A 22,174-nucleotide genomic window follows, 5' to 3' on the forward strand; every position below is an offset into this window, starting at 1 on the left:
GGACATCCGTTGCCACTGCCGTCTGTTACGTACGCCACCGTCCGTAAAGTGGTGGGGCTCCCCGTACTAAACGAAGGAGCCCCACCCTTAAACCGTAACCGCTGAGTGCTTAGCGGACCGAATCGAGGCCTGCACCGGGAGCGGCAGGAACATCGGTGGGCACCTGCGCCGGCAGCGCGGGGGCGGTCGGTGCTGCAGGGACAGCCGGGACAGCGGGGACAGCAGGGGCACCGTCCGTTCCCGGTACGGCCGGGACAGCAGGAACGGCCGGCACCTTGGCTGCAACGGAAGCGTCAGCGTCAGCGGAACCGTCAGCCTTGAGACCGGCAGCCTTGCCGGCGTCGACTACGGCCTGGCAGTGCGATTCAACGTTGGCTTCGCCGCCTGCGGCCACAACCAGGGACTTGAAACCGGGGACCTTGGTGTCAGCCTTGAGTCCGCCATTGATGAAGGCAGTGCAGAGACCGAAAGCTTCAGGCGTTGCAGCGACGGCGTCTTCGGCCTTGGACTTCGCAGCGTCAACAGCGTCCGTTGCCTTGTCTTCGCCAGCCTTGGCAGCGTCAGTTGCCTTGGCCTGTGCGGTCTCGACGGCGTCAGTCGCCTTGGTCTGCCCGGCTTCGGCTGCGTCTGCTGCCTTCGTGGCGAGGGGCGCAGGAGCACCGACGAGGTCGTGGGCGCTCTGCTGGATTTCGGTGGGAAGCGCGCCATTGAAGGCAGCGACACCGGTTCCGCCAGCAGCTACAGCTCCGGCAGCCAGGACGCCGGCGGCGACTTTGCTAGTGGCAAGGACAGTGAACAAGGACATAAAAGCCTCCGACAAACGATGTGGGGATTGCCCCGGCAGCGTTTGGGTCGCTGCCGGATGATCATCGTGCGGACGTGGCCCGCACACCCTCTACATCGTTCCGGAAGCGGTTGAGGTTACGCCTTCCTCAAGAATTTTTTCGGCGCCGCAATGGAGGTGCTGGTTTTCCACATCCGATAGTTCTCCCCATGGCAGCTTCATCGGGCAGGCGATTATGCTCATGGGATGCCCGGCGCAGCACTTCATGCCCGTCGGCGATCGACACGCCACGGCGTACAGGGGGAGCGTTATGGGACAGGGACTGGTTGGCGCCGACGTCGAAGACCTGCGGCGACTATCGGCCGTCATGGATTCCGAAGCAGAGAAGATCAGCAATCTTCAGCGGCAGCTCAGCACGATGATCCAGAACGGCCATTACTGGCGGGGAAACGATGCCGAGCAATTCCGTAGCCAATGGAACAGCGACCTCCATGGAAGGCTCGCAGCAGCAGCACTGTGCTTGAAGACCAACGCGCGCACCCTTCGCCTCAACGCGGAGCAGCAGGAACAGGCGTCCCTTGGTCTCCCCGGGGGCGGGGGTGGTTCAGGTATTTCAGGTGCTTCAGAGGGCAAGGACCCGTCTGGCCTGCCCGGTTTCACCATGAGCCCCCGGACCTATGGGCCCATCACTGTCCAGGGCAGCGGAACCGTCGGCACTGAGGGCACGTCAGAGGCCCACGTATCGGTTGGTCCTGATGGAATCAGCATTGACGCCTCGGGGAAGGTCTCATCCGGCGCTCGAGTAACGTTCACCGCCGAGGGGGAACGGGGACCTGCCAAAACCACCGTAACCAACGAGACGTTCGCCGGGTGGCGCGCCGACGGCAAGTTTGACGGAAAAATTCCCATTGGCTTCGGCCCGGCACACCTTGAAGCAAACGGTGAAGCGTTCGTGGGCGTGGAGAACATCACCACTGCGAAGAGCGACTTCTTCGATGGCTGGATCAACAACACCGTCACTACCAGGGTCATGACTGGTGCGGAAGCAAGCGCCCACATCACCGGACAAAGCCCGTTCCTCTTCTCCCCCGGCGGCGAAGCTTTTGCGGGCCAGAAAATGACCGTCGGCAACGAGACAGAAATCGCCGGCGGCCTGTTCGGATTCGGGCAGGGCACGGAAATCCGTGGCGGCGCCTGGGCAAGCGCTGGAGAAAGCGAAATCAACGTCAACAAAACCGGTGATGTGACGGGTGCAGGCGCCAGTGCAGGTGTCGGCGCCGAACTGACCGCATCCCAGTACGTGGAAGTCCTCGGCCAAAAACTCGCGACGTCGGAAACAGTTGCCGCCGGTGCGGGCGAGGGACACTTCTTCAACGCTTCCCTGGACGAGGACGGACTCACCTTGGGCGTTGGTGCCAAGATCACGGCGGAGTTGGGACTTGGCGCTGGCGTGCAGGTCACGCTCAGTCCGTCCGCATTTGTGGATTCCGTCACCGGCTTTGTCGATTTTCTCAACAAATAAGCATTCCCGTTCCCTGAACTTCCCTAAAACAGCGCCGGAAGGGCTCTCACGATGACCGCACAGCAAGTTTTCCCGTCAAAGGCATTCCCCGCCTACCCCACTATCCGCGTCAACCCGCCGGCAGGTTGGACGGAGCAGGTGGTCCCCGACGCCGTGGGTGCGCTGATGGGACCCGCCTCCGAGGGCGGCTACACGCCGAATGTGGTGATTTCCGTATCCCGCCGCCTGCCTGGCTACCAACTGCAGGACATCGCTGCTTCCGTGGACGCCTTCCTGGCTGACTTGCCTGACGCCGTACTTCTGGGGACCGAGCCGGTGGCCATCAATGGCCGCCCATGGCATGTCCGGGAGGCCCGTTATACGCACCCGCAAGCCGGCTCCCTGGCACAATTCACGGCGGTGACGGTGTTCCACCACGAAGTAGCCGCCGACGTCGTGCAGTTGACCGGTAGCTGCCAGCCGCTTGAGGGAGACCAGGACCTGAAAGCAATCTATTCCTTGGTGGCGAGTGCGGACGTGACTGCCGGGCCTGCCTGAGCAGGTCCGGTTTAGGAACTCAGGGCACGCGCCTGTTCGATCAGCTTCAGCACTTCCACCGAGTCAGCCGGATCCACTGGTGCGGGACGTGCGGATGCCGCACCGCCGTCGTCGATCTTTTCGGCGAGGAGGCGATAGAACTCCGGGTAGGCTCCGCGCTCGGTGGTGATGGTTCGGCGCTGGCCGTCCGACTCAAGGGTCCCGTAATTTTCGGCAGGTTCGACGCCGTACTCCGCGTCCGTCGGCAATCCACCGCCCAGAACAAAGGGCTCCTGCGGATCGGTGCCGAACTTTACAAATCCACCCTTCGTTCCCAGCACACGGAAACGTGGTCCGTGGAGGTGGCTGTTGAGGTTCAGGGTCAGGTGGCTGACGACGCCGGATTGGTGCTGGAGCACGATGAAGACGTCATCGTCGGCCTTCTCCTGCGGACGTCGTGCAATGATCTCCGCATAGGTGACGTACGCGGGGCCGAAGAACTGGACGGCCAAGTCCAGTACGTGTGCACCAAGGTCGAACAGCACCCCACCGCCGTCCTCGGCAGTAGCGCTTGCCTTCCACGCTTTGGCGATCTCCGGCGCCCAGCGCTCCATCCCCGCTTCAAACCTGGTCACGGTACCCAGCGTCCCGGCGTCGAGCAGTTTCTTGAGGGTGAGCGCGTCCCCGTCCCAGCGGCGGTTTTGGTAGACAGTGAGGACGCGGCCCGCTCGCGCGGCGAGTTGAATCAGTTCCTCACCTTGCGCACTGTGCACAACAAACGGCTTATCGACGACGACGTCGAGCCCGGCTTCCAGCGCGGCTTTCGCCAGCGGATAGTGGGTCGCTGGCGGTGTACCAAGGACCACGAGGTCCAGTTCGTTGGCCAGCGCCAGGATGTCCTCCGGCCTGTCGACTATCTTTGCCTGCGGGTATCGCTCAGCCGCGTTTTTCTGCCTTTGAGCGTCGGATGTAGCAATGACGGCAAGGTCATACGAAGGGTTGCTTGCAATGAAGGGCGCATGGAACACGCTGCCCGACAACCCAAAACCTGCGATGGCGGTACGGATCGGCCTGGAAGTCATGCCCCAAGGCTAATTCAGTAAGTGTCCCGCCGGTGCGCTGTTCCCAGGATCAGGATGTGAGAGAACGTTCGCGAAAAGGCCGCAGGATGTGAGAGAACGTTCGGGAAAAGACCTCAGGATGTGAGAGAGGATGGCACGGCAAAGGCCGGGACCTCCCAAACCATTTACAGGTTCAGAGGAAGATCCCGGCCTTCGTGTGTTTCAAGCTTTACTGCGGAGCGTTACTTCTTGGCGCCCTTTTCCCAGCCGAGAGTGGTCCAGTCCGGAACATTGGACAGGCTCTTGAACAGTGACGGGCCGTAATTGGCCAGGCCCGTGCGGACGAACTGGATCTCCGGGCCGTTGAGGACGGTGCCCATGGAGAAGTACTTCTCCATGTGCTTCTTCTCTACGTCCATGGCCGCCTTGTTGCGCTCCTTGTCATCTGCGATGGTTGCCAGGCGCTTGATCTCGGCATCCAGCTCAGCGTCGCCCAGGCCGTTCTCGTTGGTGGTGGAGTCGTAGAACTGCTTTACGGCGTCGGTAGCGTCTGCGCCCACGGTGTAACCGGAGATGGTTACGTCGAACTCGCGGCCACCAATGACCTTGCCGAAGTCGGCGTCTCCGCGCTGATCGATGGCAACATCCATTCCCGCAGCCTGGAGCTGCTTCTGCAGCGTCTGCGAGGTTGCGGCCGTGGTGGGGTCGTCGCCGAAGTTGGTGATCTTGAAGGAAACAGGAACACCGTCCTTCGCCATGATGCCCTTGTCGTTCGGGGCGTAGCCGGCATCGGTCAGGACCTTCTTGGCAGCCTCAGCGCCGGTGTCCTTCACGGGGTAGTTGTCCTGGTAGTACTCGGAGAACGGCATGAGCATCATGGAACCCGAGCTCTCTTCGGACCAGTTCAAGCCGTTGAAGCGGACATCGCGGATGGCCTTGCGGTCCACTGCGGTGAAGATTGCCTTGCGTACGGCCACATCGGTAAGGGCCGGGCGCTTGGCGTTCAGGTTGAGGCCACCTGCGAACAGGCGCTGGCCGCGGCGGATATCGGAATCCTTGGTACCTTCGAGCTGCTTGTACCGGCCAAGGGTACGGCCGTTGGCTGCGTCGATTTCACCATTCTTGAAGGCGGCAATCGTGGCGCTCGGCTCCATCTGGCGCCAAACCACCTTGTCAAGGACCGGCTTCTGTCCCCACCACTTGTCGTTGGGCACCATGGTCACCGTTTTTGCGGTGGTGTCGTAGTTTTCAATCTTGAACGGGCCGGCCATCCACTCGGGGTGCATGTTGCCTGCGAAGCCCGTGTTGAAAATTTCAGGCGTGTTGATTGCCGGGTGGATCAGGCCGAAGAAAAGGCCCTCCAGGGGGAAGACCGGCTGGGTGGTGGTAACAATGACTTCTTTGTCGTTGGCGCCGGCCTTTACCGAGTCCACGAAAGCGTAAGCGCCGGCGGAAACGATGTCGATGGACTTATCGTCGCCCTTCAGCATCTTCCACGTGTTTTCGAAGGTCTTGACGTCGATCGGCGTTCCGTCGTTCCAGGTCGCCTTGTCATTGACCTTGATGGTGATGGTCTGCTTCCCATCCTTGACTTCGCTCTTGACGTCTTCGCAGAAGTCCTTGTTGGGCTCTGCTTTGCCGTCGAAGTCCAGCTTCCAGCAGCCGCCGATGCCGCCGCTGTTGATGGAGGCCGTATTAACCGGAGTCATCAGCGCAGAGTTGTCTGCGCTGTTGCCCACATTGGAGAAGCCGTTAAAGTCCGGGCCAATGCTGCCTATGGCAAGGGTGACAGTGCCGCCCTGCTCCAGGTCCTTGGTTTCCTTGGCATTAACGCTAATGAGCTTGCTGATGTCACCGCCAGCTTCTTCGGCCTTCTGGGAGGCCGGACCCGACGGCGTTCCCCCGCCGCAAGCGGTCAGCAGCAGTGCCGCTGCAACTGCCACGCCGCCGATCGTCGTGTACTTCTTCATGGTTTGCCCTTCATGTTTTACGACTGGAATTCTTTACGAATTGAATACAGGGTTCAATCAATGAGTCATTTGTCGTCAGGCATGCACCACCAGCATGTCGGCATCTATTTCCCCGTCCGGGAAGAAGCATGCAAACTCCTGTTGACCTTCTGAAGCAAGTGGCGGCTCCAGAGTAAGGCACTTCTCCTGCTTGGCGGCAGGTAGTGCGGCGAATACGGGGCAACGCGTTGCGAAATTGCAACCCTTCGGCGCGTCAAGCGGGCTGGGCAGGTCGCCCTGCAGAATGATCCGTTCACGCGTGCGTTCCAGATTGGGATCGGGTACCGGGATCGCAGAGAGCAGGGCCCTGGTGTAGGGATGCCGCGGATTGTCGAACACTTCGTCCACATCGCCGGTCTCCACGATCTTGCCTAGGTACATCACAGCCACGCGGTCCGAGATGTGGCGGACCACGGAGAGATCATGGGCAACCATGAGGTAGCTCAGGCCCAGCTCGGCGCGAAGTTGGTCAAGCAGGTTGATGACACCAGCCTGGACCGAAACATCCAAAGCGGAGACTGGCTCATCCAGCACCACCAGTTTCGGATTCACTGCGAGCGCCCGCGCAATGCCGATGCGCTGGCGCTGCCCCCCGGAGAACTGGTTGGGGAAACGGTTCACGTGGTCCGCCTGCAGGCCCACGAGCCGCATGAGTTCCATGATGCGCTTCCGGACGGCGGCCCTTGGCATGCCGAGGTTTTCCAGCGGCTCAGCCAGGACCTCGTACACCGTGAAGCGCGGATCCAGCGCACCCGTGGGGTCCTGGAACACCATCTGCATTTCCTTGCGCATGGCCATTTTGGTCTTGGAGTCGGTGGCCACCTTATTGCTGACGCCGCCAATGACCACTTCGCCCACTTGGTCCGGGTGGAACTCCATGATCTCCAGCAGTGTGGTGGTCTTGCCGCAGCCGGACTCGCCCACGATTGAGAGGCATTCACCTTCACGGATGTCGAAGCTGAGCCCGTCAACGGCTTTCACTGTGCCGATGCGGCGCTTGATGAGCGCGCCCTTGAGCAGTGGGAAGTGTTTCTTGACGTCCTTGAGCTCAAGGACCTTCTCGCGCTCAAGCCGGGCAACGCCGTCGAACTTTGAAACGGGCTTGGCCGGCGCCTGGAAAATCGCGTGGGCATTAGCTTCGCCGGAGAGTTCGTCCGTTTTGATGCAGGCAGCCCTGTGGCCTTCGGAGCCTGGCACCGAAACGGGTTCGGGCTCACCGTGCAGGCAGGCATCGCTGGCGAGCGGGCAGCGCGGTGCGAAGGAGCAGCCGGTTACGGGCAGTGCCAGGTTGGGCGGCGTGCCTTCGATCGGAACCAGTGACTGTTTATTGGCAGTGTCGACGCGTGGCACGGCGCCGAGGAGACCCATGCTGTACGGCATGCGGGGGTTGTAATAGATGTCCTCCACGGTCCCGGTTTCCACCGGCTTGCCTGCGTACATGACCATGATGTCGTCCGCCATGCCCGCTACGACGCCGAGGTCGTGCGTAATCATGACGACGGCGGCCCCGGTCTCCTCTTGCGCGGTGTGAAGGACTTCCAACACCTGCGCCTGGATGGTGACGTCCAGCGCCGTCGTCGGTTCATCCGCGATGAGGACCCGCGGATCGTTGGCAATCGCAATGGCGATCATCACGCGCTGGCGCATGCCCCCGGAGAATTCGTGCGGGAATGCCTTCAGCCGGTCCTTGGGGCTCGGGATGCCCACCATCCGCAGAAGTTCGACGGCGCGGGCTTCTTTAGCCTGTTTGCTCATGGTGGGGTTGTGGACGGTGAGGGCCTCGATGATCTGGTTCCCCACGGTGTAGACGGGGGTCAGCGACGACAGCGGGTCCTGGAACACCATGGCGATATCGCTGCCACGGTGCTTGCACATCGCTTTGTCGCTGAGGCCGAGGAGTTCCTTGCCCTTGTAACGCACGGAGCCGGAGATGTCCGCGGTCTCGGGGAGGAGTCCCATGATGGCCATGGACGTCACAGACTTTCCCGAGCCCGATTCGCCCACGATGCCCAGGGTTTTTCCGGGCATGAGGTCGAAGTCCACACCGCGCACGGCGTGGACAACGCCGTTTTCAGAATTGAAGCGGACGTTGAGGTCCCGGACGCTCAGGACGGCGTCGCCGGGGGCGTAGAGGCCGGCGTCACGAAGACGCTCCGCGGGAGTGTGGGAGATGTTGGTGCTCATTTGATGGTCTTCTTTGCGGTCTTGGTCTTCGCGCGGCCGATGGAACTTGAACTGGGATCGAAGGCGTCGCGGAGGCCGTCGTTCATCATGGCCAGCGAACCGGTCAGGAGGAACATGACGGTCAGCGGAACCCAGAACATCCATGGGAACGAGGACACCTGGCCGGTGGCTTGGCCGATGAGGACTCCCAGGCTGACGTCGGGGAGCTTGATGCCGATGCCGATGAAGGAGAACGCCACTTCGGCCAGCACTGCCCCGGTGATACCGCGGGTGAAATCGAGGACCAGGAGTGAGCCGATGTTCGGAACGAGGTGACGCCACACGATTTTTCGGGAGGGAACACCCATATACTTGGCGGCTTTGACGTAGTCCCGCTGCATGAGTGACATCGACAAAGAACGCACCAGTCGGGCGGTGCCCATCCAGCTGAAGAACAGCAAAACAATGATCAGCAGGAGCCAACTGGGAAGGTTCTTCAGTCCGCCGCCCCCACTGGTGGCCACTGCGACCACCAGAATGGCCGGCATCATGATGAGGGCTTCAAGGATGAACAACATCACGGCGTCCACTTTGCCGCCGAAGAACGCCATGGTGCAGCCGTAGACGGCGGAAATGAGGACAGATACGCCGCCCACGATCAGGCCGATGAAGATCGAGATCCGCGTGCCTTCAACGATGAGCGCCATGAGGTCGATACCCGCTTGGGACGTGCCTAGGAAGTGATCGGGTGACGGTCCCATTCCGATGTTGAGGGGATCAATCGTGTCCTTGTCCCAGGGTGTCAGGAACCCGCCGAACAGGGAGAAGAGGAACAGCGCCAGGAAGATGAACAAACCGGCGACGGCGGTACGGTTCCGCATGAAACGGCGGAAGATGATGCGGGACTTCCCAATCACGACGTCCTGGTCGGCAGCCCTTGACTCGTCGATTTCCGCAATGGGATCAATGATGTTCGTCATTACTGGACCCTCACTCGTGGATCCACCAGCGTCGTCGCGAAGTCGGCAAGGATGGCGCCGATCGCGAAGATCACCGACCCGTAGGCCAGTGTGGCCGTGGCGACGTTGACGTCTTGAAGCCCGATTGACTGGATACTCCACAGGCCAATGCCGGGCCAGGCGAAGATCGCCTCGGCAAAGAAGCCGCCGGTGAAGATCGCGGGGATGGTGAAGGCGATGCTCTGTGCCACGGGAATGAAGGACACCCGCAGGGCATGCCTGCGGATGGCTTGGTTGCGGGTAAGTCCTTTTGCCCTGGCGGTGCGGACGAAGTCGGCATTCACGTTGTCCAGGAGATACTGCCTCTGGGCGATCTGGTAACCGGCCCAACCGAAGATGGTCATTGCGAAGGTGGGCACGGCGTAGTGGGCAACGAGGTCAACGAAAGCCGGCCAGCCCGGCTCGATCCCCGGCGTCGAGATGCCCGTGACGAAAAAGATGCGCTGGCCTACGGTTTCGTTGACGCTGATGGCGCCCAACTGGACCAGGAAGTAGGCGATCGGCGCTGGAAGGATGTGCACCAGGTAGCTGTAGGACGTGATGACGCGGTCCTGGTACTTGTATTGCCGCGCCGCTGAATAAACGCCGAGCGCGACGCCGATGATCAGCGTCAGGATGATGGAGGCGATAAACAGCCTGGTTGAAACAAGTACCCGGTCAGCGAATTCGGCGTTGACGAATGCCCCGTTTGGGCTGCGGCCCCAATCCCAGCGGGTGATGATGCCGCCGAGCCAACCAATGTAGCGTTCCCAAGGAGTGGCGTCAGGGTCCAGGCCGAGTCCACGGAAAGAGGCGGCTACTTGTTCCGGGGTTGGCCGGGGGATCTTCTCCTGTTCCAGGACCGCCGGTTTGAGCGTTGATACTGCCAGGAAATAGCCCGCGCTCGTGGTCAGGAAGATCATGATCAGGTAGATGCCCGACCGCTTTGTCAGATATTTCAGCATGTCGGGCGGCTGCCCTGGATCGTGGCAAAGCTCAATGCTCGTCCTTCCGCGGTTCCCGGCTGTGGCCGGCGTCAGCTACGAATTGGCGCAGCGGGCAGTTTGGGTCCCCCAGCGCCCCTTCCGTGATCACCGAGCCATGTATGGCATGGGTCACATTCAAGAGGAAACTACCACAATAACTGCTTCACGTTTCGTTCAATGAGGGCCCGTTTCGTGCCTGCAGCCAGATTGTTATCTGGGCCCGCGTCACGATTTGGACGTCGGCGACACTATGGCGCGTACTGCCCCACTCGCGTTGTGAGGCCTCAGCGGGCGCTAACGAAGACGAACTTGAGCTAGGAAGATCGCATGAGGCGCGCGACGAGTTCGCGCCAGGATTCCGTGAGCCTCTTCGGCGAGATGCCGTGAACCCTCACGTCGTTGACGATTCGTTCCGGGTCCAGCGCGGAAAGCAGCGACATCGCCATGACCCACGGATCCGCGATATCCGCCTCCCGCAGCAGGACCTCGATGTGCCGGTGGGCAAGGACCGTAGCCGGGACATCAAAGCGATTCCGGGCATTGGTTGCGGCCGCTTTCAGGAGCTCACCATTTTCCAGGACGAAGTAGATGCGGCCCTCGCCGAAGGCCATCAGCCGTTCGCTGGGGGTCCCGCCCGGACCCAAGGGTGGTGGACCAAACATGAAGCCGCGCTGGAATTCAGATTCAGAGTCACTCAGAAGGGTCATCATCAGGCCGGCCCTGCTACCGAAGCGACGGAACACGGTTCCCTTGCCAACCTGGGCCTTGCAGGCGAGCGCGTCCATGGTGAGTGCTTCCACGCCGAACTCGTCAACCAACTCGCGGGCAGCGCAAAGGAGTCGCTCGCGATTCCGGGCGGCATCGCTGCGCTCATGCGGCGGACCGAAGGGCACGTCCGGCTGGATTGGGATCGAGCTCACAAGAAACATTCTAGACCCGGGAATAGAAAACGGACCGCGGTCCGTTTAGTATCAGTGAAGGTCCAAACACTTACTAAGGAGACACCATGTCAAAGAGCACCGTTCTTACCCTCGTCGGCAGCCTCCGCGCTGATTCCCACAACAAGAAGCTCGCCGAAGCCATCCAGCTGAACGCACCGGAAAACGTCGAAGTCCAGATCCACGATTCCCTCGGCACCATCCCGTTCTACAACGAAGACATCGACGTCGAAGGCCAGGTTCCCGCCGAAGCTGCGGCCCTTCGCGCTGCGGCAGCAAACGCCGACGCCCTTCTCCTCGTCACCCCCGAGCACAACGGCACCATGCCTGCATCGCTGAAGAACGCCATCGACTGGCTGTCCCGCCCCTACGGCGCCGGCGCACTCAGTGGCAAGCCGACCGCCGTCGTCGGAACCGCTTTCGGTCAGTTCGGTGGCGTATGGGCGCAGGACGAAGCCCGCAAGGCCGCAGGCATTGCCGGCGCCAAGGTCCTCGAGGACGTCAAGCTCGCCGTCCCGGGTTCCATGATCCGCTTCGCTGAGCTCCACCCGAAGGACGACGCCGAGGTTGTTGAGCAGATCAAGGGTATCTTCGAGCCCCTGACCGCCGTTCAGGAAGAAGAAGCCGCAGCCTAGTTTCTTCGCTCTCCCTGCCCCTGCTCCCGCGCCTGCCACTTCGCAGTGTGGGGCGGGGGCAGGTGCGTTTCCGGGTGTCTACAGGATGCAGCGTGATCAACTCTTGTCCGAACCGTCACCGTAGCGGCATTTTGCTCCGGGTCCCACCGGCTTAACGTTGAACTACAGGCGGACGGACAGGAGCGTGGGGCTGTCATGGGTGCCGGGCGGAGACCAAAAAGCACGACGGCGATCGCGGCTGCCTGCCTTGTGTTGAGTCTGTGGCTGGCTGGCTGTACTTCGGACCCAAGGACCGCGCCCTCCGCCGATGATACTTCATCTGCTCCTGTGGTGGGGCCATCGGGTTCCTCGCGAGATGCTGCGGTGGATGAGGCTTCCGACGCCCCGTCTGCAACATCCACCGCAACGGGAAGCGGCACTGGGACTCGTCCGGATGCACTCGCCACTCCCTCAACCCCTTCGGGCTCCAGTGGTGCTGGCTCTGGTTCTGGTTCCGGCTCGGGGTCTGGCTCTGGCTCTGGCTCTGGCTCTGGGGTGGACCCAACGCCTGGGCCGAGTGCCGCCGTCGCGCCTTTACCCGTCGCTACGCCAAGCCCTTCACCGACGGCTGTTGCACCCGTTGCCCGGGCTGCGACCGTACCCCAAGACCTGAATTTGGGGCCGGCGGTGTACTACGTTGCCGTTGACGACGGGGGCGCAAGAGGTGTTCGGTTCGGATGCAACGACAGCCTGGTGCCTGTCCGCGGCGCCCTGGTGCCCGGTGACCCCTTGACGCTGGCGCTGAGCCGCCTGCTGGAAGCTGGCATGCCCATGGACACCGGCGCGGGCCTCTATGATTCGTTGGCTAATTCCTCGTTGCACTTCGTGTCCGGCTACATCAGCGGGGCAACAGTTGTGGTGAATCTGAGTGGAACGCTGCGACCCGGTGGGGTCTGCGACATCCCGCGCATTGAAGCCCAGTTGACCCACACCATAGTCTCCGCCAGCGGGGCATCCCGAGCCGAAATCTATGTCAATGGCAAGACTTTGTCTGAGGCGCTGAGCCTGCGCTAGCACGGGGACCCTCCGGATTTGTTGAGGGCTTCTGGCCGCAAGCTCTCAAGCTGTTGCGATAGCCAGCACGCGCCGTAGTGCCCACGCCACACGGAGCAGCGCCAATACGGACGCGAAGGTGAGGACGAAGACAACTGACTCCGGAATCCAGAGTCCCCTGGGACCATCTCCCTCCAGTACCACGGCGACAAGGGCAGCCACCACCAGCAGGCCAAGGCCCGGTATGGCGAACAGGAACACTTCTCCGATTTGGCGGCGATGCAAGGCGGTGAGTTTCTCCAGGGGAAGCTCGCGCTGCCCGGGCGCCGCCTTTTTGCCGAGCACGTTGATGAGCATGGAGACGCTGGTAAGCGTGAGGCCAGCGGTAGCTCCAGCCAACGTAGCGAGGGTCTGGAACAGGGTTCGACGCGCACCGGGATCGACGCCCTCCAGCATCAACGGCTGCTTCAACAGCCATGCCAAGCCCAGCCACATCAGCACAGCCAGAACCGCCCATGCATAGTCTGCTGGCGGATGGAGCAGAAACCACCTCCAGACCGTCCGGCGGCGCCCGGCGTGCTCTACGTCAACGTCGTACAAGCTCATGGTCCGCGCCGCCTTCTGATCCCTCCGCTGGTTTCGCGTCCCCAGGTTTCGCCTCGGCGGGTTCCTCCTTTGTGACCGCAGCCAGGGCTTCCCGCACTGCGGCCATCCCACCTGCGACGATGTCCGGCACAGGGACCGAATCTGCAGAGCCTCTGATTTCCGGCAGTGTGAGGGCGAAGAATGCTTCGTTATCCCTGGCCTGTCTGTTGAGAATTGCGACTGCCTCAGCAGCGGACTTCCGGGGGTCGTTGAAAACGTCGGGATCCACTTCGATGTGGGAGATGAAACGCTCCTTCAGGAGATCGACCACCTCGCGGTCGCCGGTCAGGGAGTCTTTGCCCTCGGCTACCACGTAGTCGAAGTGCTCTACCGAGCCTGCCCTCCGGAACAGGTCAATCAGTTGCTGGATGCGGTCCCGGATCCGCTGCTTGTCCTCGGCCCTTCCCGAACGGCCCACGCTCAGGGAAATCCGGAAGGTTCCCTCGGTCACCAGGCGCGAGGCACTCTCCAGAACGTCAGCCCATTCTCCCTCCATCAACTTTCCCGAGAGGCGTTCAGCAGGAAGAGCGAACTCGAAGCGACTCACCTCAAGCCTGGTGAGGATCTCCTCGATATCCTCGCAGACCACCGGAACCAACCCAGGCTCGAGCCCCAACATGCCTTCGAGGTACTCCCCCATCCTGGAAGCCCGCGGGCCATTGCCGCTGGTGAGCACGGCGATGACGTTGCGTTTGAGGAAGGCAAAGTAGGTGGTTTCCAGAAGATGGTCGCCCGGCGCCAAGGGGAGGGGCTTGCGGCGTCCGAGCGCATCTCCAACGCTGGGCAGGTTGCTGCTGCGGACCCGATCCAGGAGGATCACCGGATGCGGTGAGAAGGATGCAGTCTGAGCGACCAGCACCGTGCCGTCCATGCCGATGAAATGCCTGTCCGTCCCAGCCTCTTGTGCCTTCTTGAGTACCTCGGCCACGCGGCGCGCCGGAAACGGAGCGCGCAGATCCTCGCCATTCAGTTGGTCAATGCGCCAGAACTGCACACTGCGTCTTGCCATCCGCCCTCCCCGGCCCGCGGTCTTTGCTACTGATTCCAAGCTAATGGCGGGGTAAGACATTAAAGCCGGGTTCCGCCGTCGTGCGCTTTCCTCTGCCGCAAACCGCGCTGCTTAGGGCCGGTACTTGGGCCCCTGGGCAAAGAGCGCATCCATCTCGTCGTGGCTGCGGGTGCCCGCCAAGCCTGCCCAGTTACCGTCGCCCAGAATCTCCTTGGCCACCCGCGCGACTTTTGCGTAGGCAGCTTTAGCCGTATTTCCGCCGATGCTGACCCGCCGTATGCCGGCGTCGTGAAGTTCCAGCGGCGATGGCGCGCCTACTCCAGCCAATGCATTGAGTGGCGCGGGGATCTTGCTGGAGAGTTCATGGAGGACGTGAAGGTCCACCACTCCGGGAACGAAGATGCCGTCCGCCCCCGCCGTGAGGTAGGACTCAGCACGGCGCAAGGTCTCTTCGTAGGCGTTATCCGGATACTCTCCGGAGAGGTATGTGTCCGTTCGGGCATTGATGAACAACGGGATTCCGCGCTCGTCCGCTACGGCACGGATCAAAGCGATACGCCACGATTGTTCCTTGATGTCCGTCAGTGGCTCCGCGGCCGAGTCCTCGATGTTGATGCCAATCGCGCCTGCATCCAGCACGCCGTGCACGGTGGCACGCAGTTCGTCATCTGTTCGCCCGTATCCAGTTTCGATGTCGGCAGTAACCGGCAGTTTGGTTGCCCCTACCACCCGCCCCAGCGCCGCCATGGCCAATCCCCACGGCACGTGGTCACCGTCCCGGAAACCCAGGCTCCAGGAAACCGCCGAACTTGAGGTGGCTATCGCCGTCGCACCAGCCTCCTGCACCACGCGGGCCGAAGCCGCATCCCAAACATTCACCAGAACCAGCGGCGTGGGTCCGGCGTCGTGAAGCTTGTGGAAGAGTTCGGCCTTGGTTACGGATCCCCGGTGCAGTGTCATAGCTACATTCCAGCCCCTAGCGTTCCCGGCGTAAAGGAAACCCTGTAAACCGGCGCGTTCTTGAAAACATATGTTGTCTAATTAGCAACCTTCAGGGGTATCCTGTCACTGTGACCCACGAAACATTGGACGCCGGCACCAAGCTGCCCGCTGAAGCCATCGACGCCATCGAGCGCGCCGCCACGGCCGCCGCCCACCCGCACGAGCAGCTGTTCTCCGCGCGGGCCGCCAACATCAAGCAGTCCGCTGTCCGCGACGTCTTCGATATCTCCATGCGGCCCGGCCTTGTCTCGCTCGCAGGCGGGAACCCATACCTCCAATCGCTGCCCCTGGAAAAGCTCGGCCAGACCGCTGCCAGGATCATCGCCGAAGACGGGATGACCGCCCTGCAATACGGCGGAGGCCAAGGAACCGCGGAATTGCGCGAACAAGTCTGCGCGATCATGGCAGCAGAAGGCATCGTGGACGCGCAGCCTGAGAACATCGTGATTACTGCAGGTTCCCAGTCAGCGCAGGATGTGGCTACCAAGGTCTTCTGCAATCCCGGAGACGTGGTCCTCGTCGAGAACCCCACCTACGTTGGGGCCCTGAATACTTTCGAGGCTTACCAAGTGCAGGTGGAGCCAATAGAAATGGACGACGACGGGTTGGTACCTGAACTGCTTGAGGCCAGGATCGCCGCGCTCCAGTCAGAGGGCAAGAGCATCAAGTTCCTCTATACAATCCCCAACTTCAACAACCCCTCGGGCATCACCTTGGCGGAAGCGCGCAGGCAGCAGATCGTCGATATATGCCGTAAAGCGAATATTATCGTCCTGGAGGACAACCCCTACGGCCTGCTGCGCTTTGACGGTCACCCCATCGCACCGATGCGGGCTGCAAATCCAGACGACGTCATTTACCTGGGGTCCTTCTCCAAGATCTTCGCACCGGGTCTTCGCATTGGTTGGGCCTTGGTGCCCGCCCACCTGCAGCGTCGCTTCTACCTCGCCTCCGAAGCAGTCACGCTTTGCCCGCCGCCCCTGAACCAAATGCTTGTATCCGCATATTTGCGTGACTACGACTGGCAGGGGCAAGTCGAAACCTACCGGGGCCTGTACGCGGAACGCTGCAATGCTCTTCTCAGCGCCTTGGATGAATACATGCCAGCCGGAGTCTCGTGGACACGCCCTGACGGTGGATTCTTCGTCTGGGTCACGTTGCCTGAAGCCGTGGACACCTACCCTTTGTTGAAGAAGGCCATCGACGCGGGGGTTGTTTTCATTCCCGGCGCAGCTTTCTCACCGGCAGATGGCCCCTCCAACAAACTCCGTCTGGCGTTCAGTGCTGTGCCGCCGGATACGATTGCCGAAGGCGTACGTCGTCTGGCCCCTGTTCTCGCAGAGGCCATCAAAGCCACCACTGAAGGAGCAGCACTATGACCGGGGTTGTCATTGTAGGAGTAGACGGTAGCGAGACGGCGATGAGGGCGGCCAAGGCTGCCCAGCAACTGGCCATCGGGCTTGGCGCCAGTCTTCGCGTCGTGAGCGCTTTTGACAGCAACAAGACCGAGGTAGTTGAGATCGGGACCGACAAATGGATCGTGTCAGACGCTGCCGAAGCCGAAGCCGTCGCCCGCACCGTGGCGGAGCGCCTGGCTGACGAACGTCTCGAGGTAACGTACTCGGCTGCCCGCGGCAAGCCCGGTGAAGCCTTGGTCAAAGAAGCAGAAATGCTCGAAGCGCAGTTGATCGTGGTGGGTAACCGGCGCATGCAAGGCCTGGGTCGCGTCCTCGGCAGCGTGGCCAACACGGTTGCCCACAATGCTCCTTGCGATGTCTACATCGCCAAGACGGACCAGCCGTAAAGCGAGCTGAATCACGCCGCCGGGTGGGGAGCCTCACCCGGCTTTTGGCCTGATTTTGGCCTGCCCCCCGAAGTCATCGTTATAAAATTGAGATGCCCCCAATGGCGTGAGCCATCCTCCATCAACTGACTTCAGGGGACTTCACTTGCTTACTTTGCAGCCGCGCCAGCGCGTTGGACACGACATCCTGCTTGCCCGCCACGGCAACAGCATCAGCACGATGCGTTTTGACCGCGCGAATGACCGCATCATCGCGATGCTCGACGACGGCTCCTGGGACAGCGCCCCCAACATGATTTCACCCAGCCTGAACATGCCGGAAACTTTCGGCACCATCATGCGCAGGGACTGGCGATTCCTCTCCCTCGCATGCGCCGCAATGATCACCGTCGCAGCCATCGCTATGGGCATCAGCGTGGAGATGGCAAACCACATGTCCACCACCGAACTTCAGGCGTTGCTGGTCAACTACCCCGCGTTCTAAAGCGGGTCCCTAACAGCAGGTGTCCGGAGGGCTGCCCTCAGAGCATCCACTCCCGTAGCAGCCACCACAAACCTGCGATGACGGTGCCGCCGAACAAAGAACCGGCGACGACTTGGCCGAGCGTATGGGCGCGAAGCACCACCCGCGACCACCCCACGGCCGGAACAATGACCAACAGGGGCAGCCAAGCGGGCCCAAACATCAAAACTGTAATGACGGCAGCGGCGGCGATGGCCGAAGCGTGTCCACTCATCTTCCAAAAAGCACTCACCACCGCCAGAACGGCGATGCCTCCGAGCAGGGCGATGATCATCACTGAAACGCTCATCGGACCCCCGATCAGCTGAAGCACCCCAACGCCCGCAAGCACGGAAATCAAGGCAAGCCACAGCAACGGGGGCCGCTGCCGGCGGTCGCTGACATGATGATCGGTGATTCTGCCCAGCCTGATCATCACCAGCACGTACGCCAACGGCAGAACACAGACGAAGAGGGCTCCCAGCAACCCAAAGCCCATGGTGCCGGGAAACCCGGGTTCGATAGCCGGACTGATCAGCAGTAGCGCCGTCACTACAATGGGCGGCTGGAAGGCCTCCGTCAGAACGCGGGCGACAGTGCGCCAAGGTCCTGACAGCAACTGGGCAGGCACATGACCAGACTTGCCAGCGGCCGCAGCGGAGTCCGGCTCTGCAGCCGCATTGGTGGCGGATGGGCGATCAGTTAAGCAACCCGGATCAGTCAAGCAACAGCGCCGGTTCTTCAAGAATGGCAGCTACGTCGGCCATAAAGCGGGCCGAGAGATCGCCGTCCACAACGCGGTGGTCAAAGGACCCACCCAGCGTGGTGATCCACCGCGGAATCACTTCCCCGTCCAAGACCCACGGCTTCTGCTTGATGGTTCCAAACGCAATGATGGCAACCTCACCGGGATTGATGATGGGCGTACCCGTATCAATGCCAAGCGCACCGATGTTGGTGATGGTCAGGCTGCCACCCTGCATCTCGGCAGGCTGCGTCTTGCCCGCACGGGCCTTGGTGGCGAGATCGTTGAGGGCGAGGGCCAGCTCCTTCAGGGAGAGGTCCTGGGCGTCCTTGATATTGGGCACCATCAAGCCACGCGGTGTCGCAGCAGCAATACCCAGGTTCATGAAGTGCTTGATCTGGATCTCCGCACCACCATTGCCATCGGCATTCTCCACCCACGTGGCGTTGACACTGGGGTTCCGCGCGGCGGCCCAAATGACTGCCTTTGCCAAAATAAGCAGCGGAGATACCTTGATGCCCTCGAAGTCCCGCGAAACCTTGAGCCGCTTGACGAACTCCATGGTCCGGCTCGCGTCGACGTCAACAAAGATGCTGACGTGCGGTGCCGTGAACGCGGACTCCACCATGGCCTTGGCGGTCGCCTTACGCACACCCTTAACAGGTACGCGCTCGATCCTCTGGTCCTGCGGCTTCTTGGAAGCACCCCAGAACGACTCCGCCTGATCAAGCTCAGCGTCACGCTGCGCCTGATAGCTGACCAGGTCCTCGCGGGTCACCTCTCCCCGCTGTCCCGTCGCTACGACGTCGGCAAGGTCAATGCCGAGATCGCGGGCGAACTTGCGCACCGGCGGCTTCGCCAAGACCTTGTTGACGAGCCCGCTGATGGTGCCGCTGATGGCGGCACCGCGTGATGCGGCGGTCTGGGCCGTTGACGCTCCCGTCGCTGCTACTTCTGGCGTCGTGACTTCTGGCGCTTGGGTAACGGGCGCTTGCTTTACGGGCGCTTGGTTGACCGGCCCGACGACGGCGCGTGCCGCCGTCGGGCGTTGAGGCACCGGCGTCTGTGCTGCTTGGGCAGCGAGAACCGCTTGGTGGTCCTGGACTGTACCTTCGGCGTTTTCGGCGACCGTAGTTGCCTCGCCAGCGCTGGCTGGACGCTTGCGCGCACGGCGCTTCACGGCGTCGGCCTTGGGGCCGGAACCCACCAACGGGCCGCCTGCCGGGCCGTTTTCGCCACTGTCAGTATCAGCGGGAAGCTTGCCGTAGAGAGGGGCCTCGACGGCGGGAGCCGCCGCCGGAGCCTGCGTCACAGGCGCTGCATCCCCGGGCTGGTTGTCTGAAACGGCGATTATTGCCGTACCGACCTCAACCGTGATGCCTTCCTCGACCAACAACTCGGTGACCGTTCCGGCGAAGGGCGACGGGAGCTCAACGAGCGACTTCGCTGTCTCGATCTCGCACAGGACATCGTTGATGGCAACGGTGTCGCCGGGCTTGACCTTCCAAGCCACTACCTCGGCCTCGGTAAGGCCTTCGCCGACGTCCGGCAGGTTGAATTTCTTTACAGTCACGGTGGTCCTCGATTTCCGTCTGCCCGGCTATGAAGCCGGACTGGATCAGGGCGGTTTAGTAAGCCAGAGAGCGGTCGAGCGCTTCGAGGATCTTGTCGATGTCCGGCAAGTAGTCCTCTTCAACCTTGGCCACGGGATACGGCATGTGGAAACCGCCAACGCGGATCACAGGTGCTTCAAGGTGCAGGAACGCCCGTTCGCTGATCCGGGCGGCAATTTCGCCGCCGATGCCCCCGAACGTGGGTGCTTCGTGGGCGACGATCAGGCGGCCGGTCTTCTTGACCGACGCCTCAACGGTGTCGAAGTCCAAAGGCGAGATGGAGCGGAGATCAATGACCTCGATGCTGCGTCCATCCTCGATTGCGGCGTTTGCTGCAGCCAGGGCAACCGGAACCAACGGGCCGTAGGCCACAATCGTGGCGTCCGTACCTTCACGGACCACGTGTGCTTTGAAGGGGTCTTCTGACAGGCCTGCATTCTCAACATCCACTTCGCCTTTGAGCCAGTAGCGGCGCTTGGGCTCGAAGAAGATCACGGGGTCCTGGCACTCAATGGCCTTCTGGATCATCCAGTAAGCATCGTGCGCGTTGGACGGCGAAATGATACGGAGGCCAGCGGTGTGCGCGAACAACGCTTCCGGGGATTCGGAGTGGTGCTCGATCGAACCGATGCCGCCACCGTACGGGATCCGAATAACCACAGGAACAGTCAGCCGGCCATGGCTGCGGGCATGGATCTTGGCCAACTGCGTGGTGATCTGGTTGAAGGCCGGATAGACGAAGCCATCGAACTGGATTTCGCACACAGGCGAGTATCCACGCAAAGCGAGCCCAATCGCAGTACCAACGATGCCGGACTCGGCCAGAGGGCTATCGACGATACGGTCCGCACCGAATTCCTTGATCAGGCCGTCCGTCACCCGGTAAACGCCACCGAGGTGCCCGATGTCCTCGCCCATCAAGAGGGACTTCGGGTTGCTCTTCAGCGATGCGCGGAGACCTTCGTTGATGGCCTTTGCAATGGTCATTGTTGCCATCAGTTAGCTGCCTCCTGTTCGGTTTCGAAGCCTGCCGAGTATTCTTCGAACCACGCCTGTTCCTCCGCAATCAGCGGGTGTGCTTCGGCGTAGACGTTGGCGAAAGAATCGCGGATGTCCGGCACCTCAAGGCCATGCGTGGTGCTGCGGACATACTTGGCCAGCTCATCGCCGTCGGCCTGCACCTGATCGAAGAAGGCTTCATCGGCGAGCCCTTCAGTCCTCAGGTATTTCTCCAAACGCTCCAGCGGATCCTTCTCACGCCACGCGGCTTCTTCAGCCAGTTCGCGGTACTTGGTGGGGTCGTCAGCTGTAGTGTGTGCGCCAACCCGGTAGGTGTAAGCCTCGATGAGCACAGGGCCCCGGCCTTCACGGGCATGCTCAAGGGCCCATTCAGTGACGGCATGGACGGCAATGACGTCGTTGCCGTCCACGCGGATTCCCGGGAAACCGTAGCCCTTGGCACGGTTGGCCAACGGGACCTTGGTCTGGACTTCGGTGGGCACGGAGATGGCCCAGTGGTTGTTCTGGCAGAAGAAAACAACCGGGGCATCGTACGAGGCAGCGAAAACCATTGATTCGTGGACGTCGCCTTCGGAGCTGGCGCCGTCACCGAAGTAGGCAATCACGGCAGCCTTGGGATCATTGGACTCACCGGCAACCGCGAGCTTCTGGTCCCGCTGGATGCCCATGGCGTAGCCCACGGCGTGAAGCGTTTGGGCGGCCAGGACCAAGGTGTAGAGGTGGAAGTTGTTCCCGCGCGGGTCCCAGCCTCCGTTGGAGACTCCGCGGAACTGTTTCAACAATTCAGCAAGGTCCACGTTTCGCACCAGGGCGACACCGTGTTCACGGTAAGTGGGGAAAATGTAGTCCTGGGGCTGGCTGGCGTGTGCCGAGCCGATCTGGGCGGCCTCTTGACCGGTCAGGGGCACCCACAATGCGAGCTCGCCTTGACGCTGCAGAGCGGTGGCTTCCTGGTCAAAACGGCGGATCCTGGCCATGTCGGCATAAAAGACGCGGAGCTTTTCAGGATCTATGCGCTTGGCATAGTCAGAGAAGACGGGATCGGTGCCTAGCTTTCCGTCAGGGCCGAGCAACTGGACCATCTCTACGGGTTCACCCGAGGCAGCTACAGCCGCTGAGGTTGCCGCCAGAGTTTCGTCGGTCCCGGGGGGCAGTTGTGTCGAGCCCATTCCGTCTCCTTGCTTGCCGCA

The 22,174-nt window shown here is 61.8% G+C and carries 21 protein-coding genes; 7 read left to right on the forward strand and 14 right to left on the reverse strand.

Annotated features, from left to right (window positions below; genetic code table 11):
• Positions 1 to 109: 109 nt before the first annotated feature.
• On the reverse strand, positions 110 to 805 hold the full coding sequence (locus LDN90_RS22705) for a hypothetical protein (RefSeq protein ID WP_223947233.1): 696 nt from the start codon (positions 803 to 805) through the stop codon (positions 110 to 112).
• A 289-nt stretch (positions 806 to 1,094) separates the two neighbouring features.
• Between LDN90_RS22705 and LDN90_RS22710 the strand changes: the two genes are divergently transcribed.
• Entirely contained in the window at positions 1,095 to 2,306 is a 1,212-nt protein-coding gene (locus LDN90_RS22710; protein ID WP_223947234.1) for a hypothetical protein, read from the forward strand.
• A 51-nt stretch (positions 2,307 to 2,357) separates the two neighbouring features.
• Positions 2,358 to 2,843: a hypothetical protein gene (locus LDN90_RS22715; RefSeq protein WP_223947235.1), complete on the forward strand. Its 486-nt coding sequence runs from the start codon at positions 2,358 to 2,360 to the stop codon at positions 2,841 to 2,843.
• Positions 2,844 to 2,854: 11 nt separating this feature from the next.
• Here the strand turns inward: LDN90_RS22715 and LDN90_RS22720 are convergent, their stop codons facing one another.
• The 6 genes from LDN90_RS22720 to LDN90_RS22745 all read right to left on the reverse strand — a co-directional run bounded on the left by LDN90_RS22720 (position 2,855) and on the right by LDN90_RS22745 (position 10,959).
• Positions 2,855 to 3,904, reverse strand: coding sequence for a Gfo/Idh/MocA family oxidoreductase (locus LDN90_RS22720; protein WP_223947236.1), 1,050 nt, complete (start codon positions 3,902 to 3,904; stop codon positions 2,855 to 2,857).
• Between the two features lie 221 nt (positions 3,905 to 4,125).
• Positions 4,126 to 5,853 (reverse strand): ABC transporter family substrate-binding protein, encoded by a 1,728-nt coding sequence (locus LDN90_RS22725; protein ID WP_223947237.1) that lies wholly within the window; start codon positions 5,851 to 5,853, stop codon positions 4,126 to 4,128.
• A gap of 75 nt (positions 5,854 to 5,928) precedes the next feature.
• Entirely contained in the window at positions 5,929 to 8,076 is a 2,148-nt protein-coding gene (locus LDN90_RS22730; RefSeq protein ID WP_223947238.1) for an ABC transporter ATP-binding protein, read from the reverse strand.
• Positions 8,073 to 9,035, reverse strand: coding sequence for an ABC transporter permease (locus LDN90_RS22735; RefSeq protein WP_216926257.1), 963 nt, complete (start codon positions 9,033 to 9,035; stop codon positions 8,073 to 8,075). The genes LDN90_RS22730 and LDN90_RS22735 overlap by 4 nt, the downstream gene beginning before the upstream one ends.
• Positions 9,035 to 10,018, reverse strand: a complete 984-nt coding sequence (locus LDN90_RS22740; RefSeq protein ID WP_216926256.1) for an ABC transporter permease — start codon at positions 10,016 to 10,018, stop codon at positions 9,035 to 9,037. Before LDN90_RS22740 ends, LDN90_RS22735 begins: the two co-directional genes overlap by 1 nt.
• 335 nt (positions 10,019 to 10,353) lie before the next feature.
• Positions 10,354 to 10,959, reverse strand: a complete 606-nt coding sequence (locus tag LDN90_RS22745; protein WP_223947239.1) for a TetR/AcrR family transcriptional regulator — start codon at positions 10,957 to 10,959, stop codon at positions 10,354 to 10,356.
• A gap of 86 nt (positions 10,960 to 11,045) precedes the next feature.
• Between LDN90_RS22745 and LDN90_RS22750 the strand changes: the two genes are divergently transcribed.
• Both LDN90_RS22750 and LDN90_RS22755 read left to right on the forward strand, forming a co-directional pair.
• Positions 11,046 to 11,612 (forward strand): NADPH-dependent FMN reductase, encoded by a 567-nt coding sequence (locus LDN90_RS22750; RefSeq protein WP_216926254.1) that lies wholly within the window; start codon positions 11,046 to 11,048, stop codon positions 11,610 to 11,612.
• Between the two features lie 534 nt (positions 11,613 to 12,146).
• The gene (locus LDN90_RS22755) at positions 12,147 to 12,665 is read left to right on the forward strand and encodes a GerMN domain-containing protein (RefSeq protein ID WP_223947240.1); all 519 of its coding nucleotides are present in this window, start codon (positions 12,147 to 12,149) and stop codon (positions 12,663 to 12,665) included.
• Between the two features lie 45 nt (positions 12,666 to 12,710).
• Here the strand turns inward: LDN90_RS22755 and LDN90_RS22760 are convergent, their stop codons facing one another.
• The 3 genes from LDN90_RS22760 to LDN90_RS22770 form a co-directional block, all read right to left on the reverse strand.
• Positions 12,711 to 13,250 carry a hypothetical protein gene (locus LDN90_RS22760; RefSeq protein WP_216926252.1) on the reverse strand — a complete coding sequence of 180 codons (540 nt, stop codon included), beginning with the start codon at positions 13,248 to 13,250 and terminating at the stop codon, positions 12,711 to 12,713.
• Positions 13,231 to 14,298, reverse strand: coding sequence for a hypothetical protein (locus LDN90_RS22765; RefSeq protein ID WP_223947241.1), 1,068 nt, complete (start codon positions 14,296 to 14,298; stop codon positions 13,231 to 13,233). Before LDN90_RS22765 ends, LDN90_RS22760 begins: the two co-directional genes overlap by 20 nt.
• A 111-nt stretch (positions 14,299 to 14,409) precedes the next feature.
• Positions 14,410 to 15,258, reverse strand: coding sequence for an isocitrate lyase/phosphoenolpyruvate mutase family protein (locus tag LDN90_RS22770; protein ID WP_223947242.1), 849 nt, complete (start codon positions 15,256 to 15,258; stop codon positions 14,410 to 14,412).
• A 110-nt stretch (positions 15,259 to 15,368) separates the two neighbouring features.
• On the opposite strand from LDN90_RS22770, the gene LDN90_RS22775 reads away from it, so the two are divergent.
• From LDN90_RS22775 to LDN90_RS22785, 3 genes are all read left to right on the forward strand, one after another.
• Positions 15,369 to 16,679, forward strand: coding sequence for a PLP-dependent aminotransferase family protein (locus LDN90_RS22775; protein ID WP_223947243.1), 1,311 nt, complete (start codon positions 15,369 to 15,371; stop codon positions 16,677 to 16,679).
• The gene (locus LDN90_RS22780; RefSeq protein WP_216926248.1) at positions 16,676 to 17,104 is read left to right on the forward strand and encodes a universal stress protein; all 429 of its coding nucleotides are present in this window, start codon (positions 16,676 to 16,678) and stop codon (positions 17,102 to 17,104) included. The genes LDN90_RS22775 and LDN90_RS22780 overlap by 4 nt, the downstream gene beginning before the upstream one ends.
• Positions 17,105 to 17,249: 145 nt before the next feature.
• A complete protein-coding gene (locus LDN90_RS22785) occupies positions 17,250 to 17,588 on the forward strand; it encodes a hypothetical protein (protein ID WP_223947244.1) in 339 nt (112 codons plus the stop codon).
• A 37-nt stretch (positions 17,589 to 17,625) separates the two neighbouring features.
• Here LDN90_RS22785 and LDN90_RS22790 read toward each other — a convergent pair whose 3' ends face one another.
• The 4 genes from LDN90_RS22790 to pdhA form a co-directional block, all read right to left on the reverse strand.
• Positions 17,626 to 18,222 carry a phosphatase PAP2 family protein gene (locus LDN90_RS22790; RefSeq protein WP_223949364.1) on the reverse strand — a complete coding sequence of 199 codons (597 nt, stop codon included), beginning with the start codon at positions 18,220 to 18,222 and terminating at the stop codon, positions 17,626 to 17,628.
• 100 nt (positions 18,223 to 18,322) lie between these two features.
• On the reverse strand, positions 18,323 to 19,924 hold the full coding sequence (locus LDN90_RS22795) for a dihydrolipoamide acetyltransferase family protein (RefSeq protein ID WP_223947245.1): 1,602 nt from the start codon (positions 19,922 to 19,924) through the stop codon (positions 18,323 to 18,325).
• 55 nt (positions 19,925 to 19,979) lie between these two features.
• Positions 19,980 to 20,960: an alpha-ketoacid dehydrogenase subunit beta gene (locus LDN90_RS22800; RefSeq protein ID WP_216926246.1), complete on the reverse strand. Its 981-nt coding sequence runs from the start codon at positions 20,958 to 20,960 to the stop codon at positions 19,980 to 19,982.
• Positions 20,960 to 22,153, reverse strand: a complete 1,194-nt coding sequence (gene pdhA, locus LDN90_RS22805) for a pyruvate dehydrogenase (acetyl-transferring) E1 component subunit alpha (protein ID WP_223947246.1) — start codon at positions 22,151 to 22,153, stop codon at positions 20,960 to 20,962. The genes LDN90_RS22800 and pdhA overlap by 1 nt, the downstream gene beginning before the upstream one ends.
• Positions 22,154 to 22,174: the final 21 nt, after the last annotated feature.

Origin of the sequence: Arthrobacter sp. NtRootA1 (assembly GCF_019976975.1) — a bacterium.
GTDB classification, from domain to species: domain Bacteria; phylum Actinomycetota; class Actinomycetes; order Actinomycetales; family Micrococcaceae; genus Arthrobacter; species Arthrobacter aromaticivorans.

What these genes read in the sequence shown, in the direction of transcription:
- LDN90_RS22705 (WP_223947233.1), bottom strand. Translation starts at nt 805, where the DNA reads ATGTCCTTGTTCACTGTCCTTGCCACTAGCAAAGTCGCCGCCGGCGTC.
- LDN90_RS22710 (WP_223947234.1), top strand. Translation starts at nt 1,095, where the DNA reads ATGGGACAGGGACTGGTTGGCGCCGACGTCGAAGACCTGCGGCGACTA.
- LDN90_RS22715 (WP_223947235.1), top strand. Translation starts at nt 2,358, where the DNA reads ATGACCGCACAGCAAGTTTTCCCGTCAAAGGCATTCCCCGCCTACCCC.
- LDN90_RS22720 (WP_223947236.1), bottom strand. Translation starts at nt 3,904, where the DNA reads ATGACTTCCAGGCCGATCCGTACCGCCATCGCAGGTTTTGGGTTGTCG.
- LDN90_RS22725 (WP_223947237.1), bottom strand. Translation starts at nt 5,853, where the DNA reads ATGAAGAAGTACACGACGATCGGCGGCGTGGCAGTTGCAGCGGCACTG.
- LDN90_RS22730 (WP_223947238.1), bottom strand. Translation starts at nt 8,076, where the DNA reads ATGAGCACCAACATCTCCCACACTCCCGCGGAGCGTCTTCGTGACGCC.
- LDN90_RS22735 (WP_216926257.1), bottom strand. Translation starts at nt 9,035, where the DNA reads ATGACGAACATCATTGATCCCATTGCGGAAATCGACGAGTCAAGGGCT.
- LDN90_RS22740 (WP_216926256.1), bottom strand. Translation starts at nt 10,018, where the DNA reads ATGCTGAAATATCTGACAAAGCGGTCGGGCATCTACCTGATCATGATC.
- LDN90_RS22750 (WP_216926254.1), top strand. Translation starts at nt 11,046, where the DNA reads ATGTCAAAGAGCACCGTTCTTACCCTCGTCGGCAGCCTCCGCGCTGAT.
- LDN90_RS22760 (WP_216926252.1), bottom strand. Translation starts at nt 13,250, where the DNA reads ATGAGCTTGTACGACGTTGACGTAGAGCACGCCGGGCGCCGCCGGACG.
- LDN90_RS22765 (WP_223947241.1), bottom strand. Translation starts at nt 14,298, where the DNA reads ATGGCAAGACGCAGTGTGCAGTTCTGGCGCATTGACCAACTGAATGGC.
- LDN90_RS22770 (WP_223947242.1), bottom strand. Translation starts at nt 15,258, where the DNA reads ATGACACTGCACCGGGGATCCGTAACCAAGGCCGAACTCTTCCACAAG.
- LDN90_RS22780 (WP_216926248.1), top strand. Translation starts at nt 16,676, where the DNA reads ATGACCGGGGTTGTCATTGTAGGAGTAGACGGTAGCGAGACGGCGATG.
- LDN90_RS22800 (WP_216926246.1), bottom strand. Translation starts at nt 20,960, where the DNA reads ATGGCAACAATGACCATTGCAAAGGCCATCAACGAAGGTCTCCGCGCA.
- pdhA (WP_223947246.1), bottom strand. Translation starts at nt 22,153, where the DNA reads ATGGGCTCGACACAACTGCCCCCCGGGACCGACGAAACTCTGGCGGCA.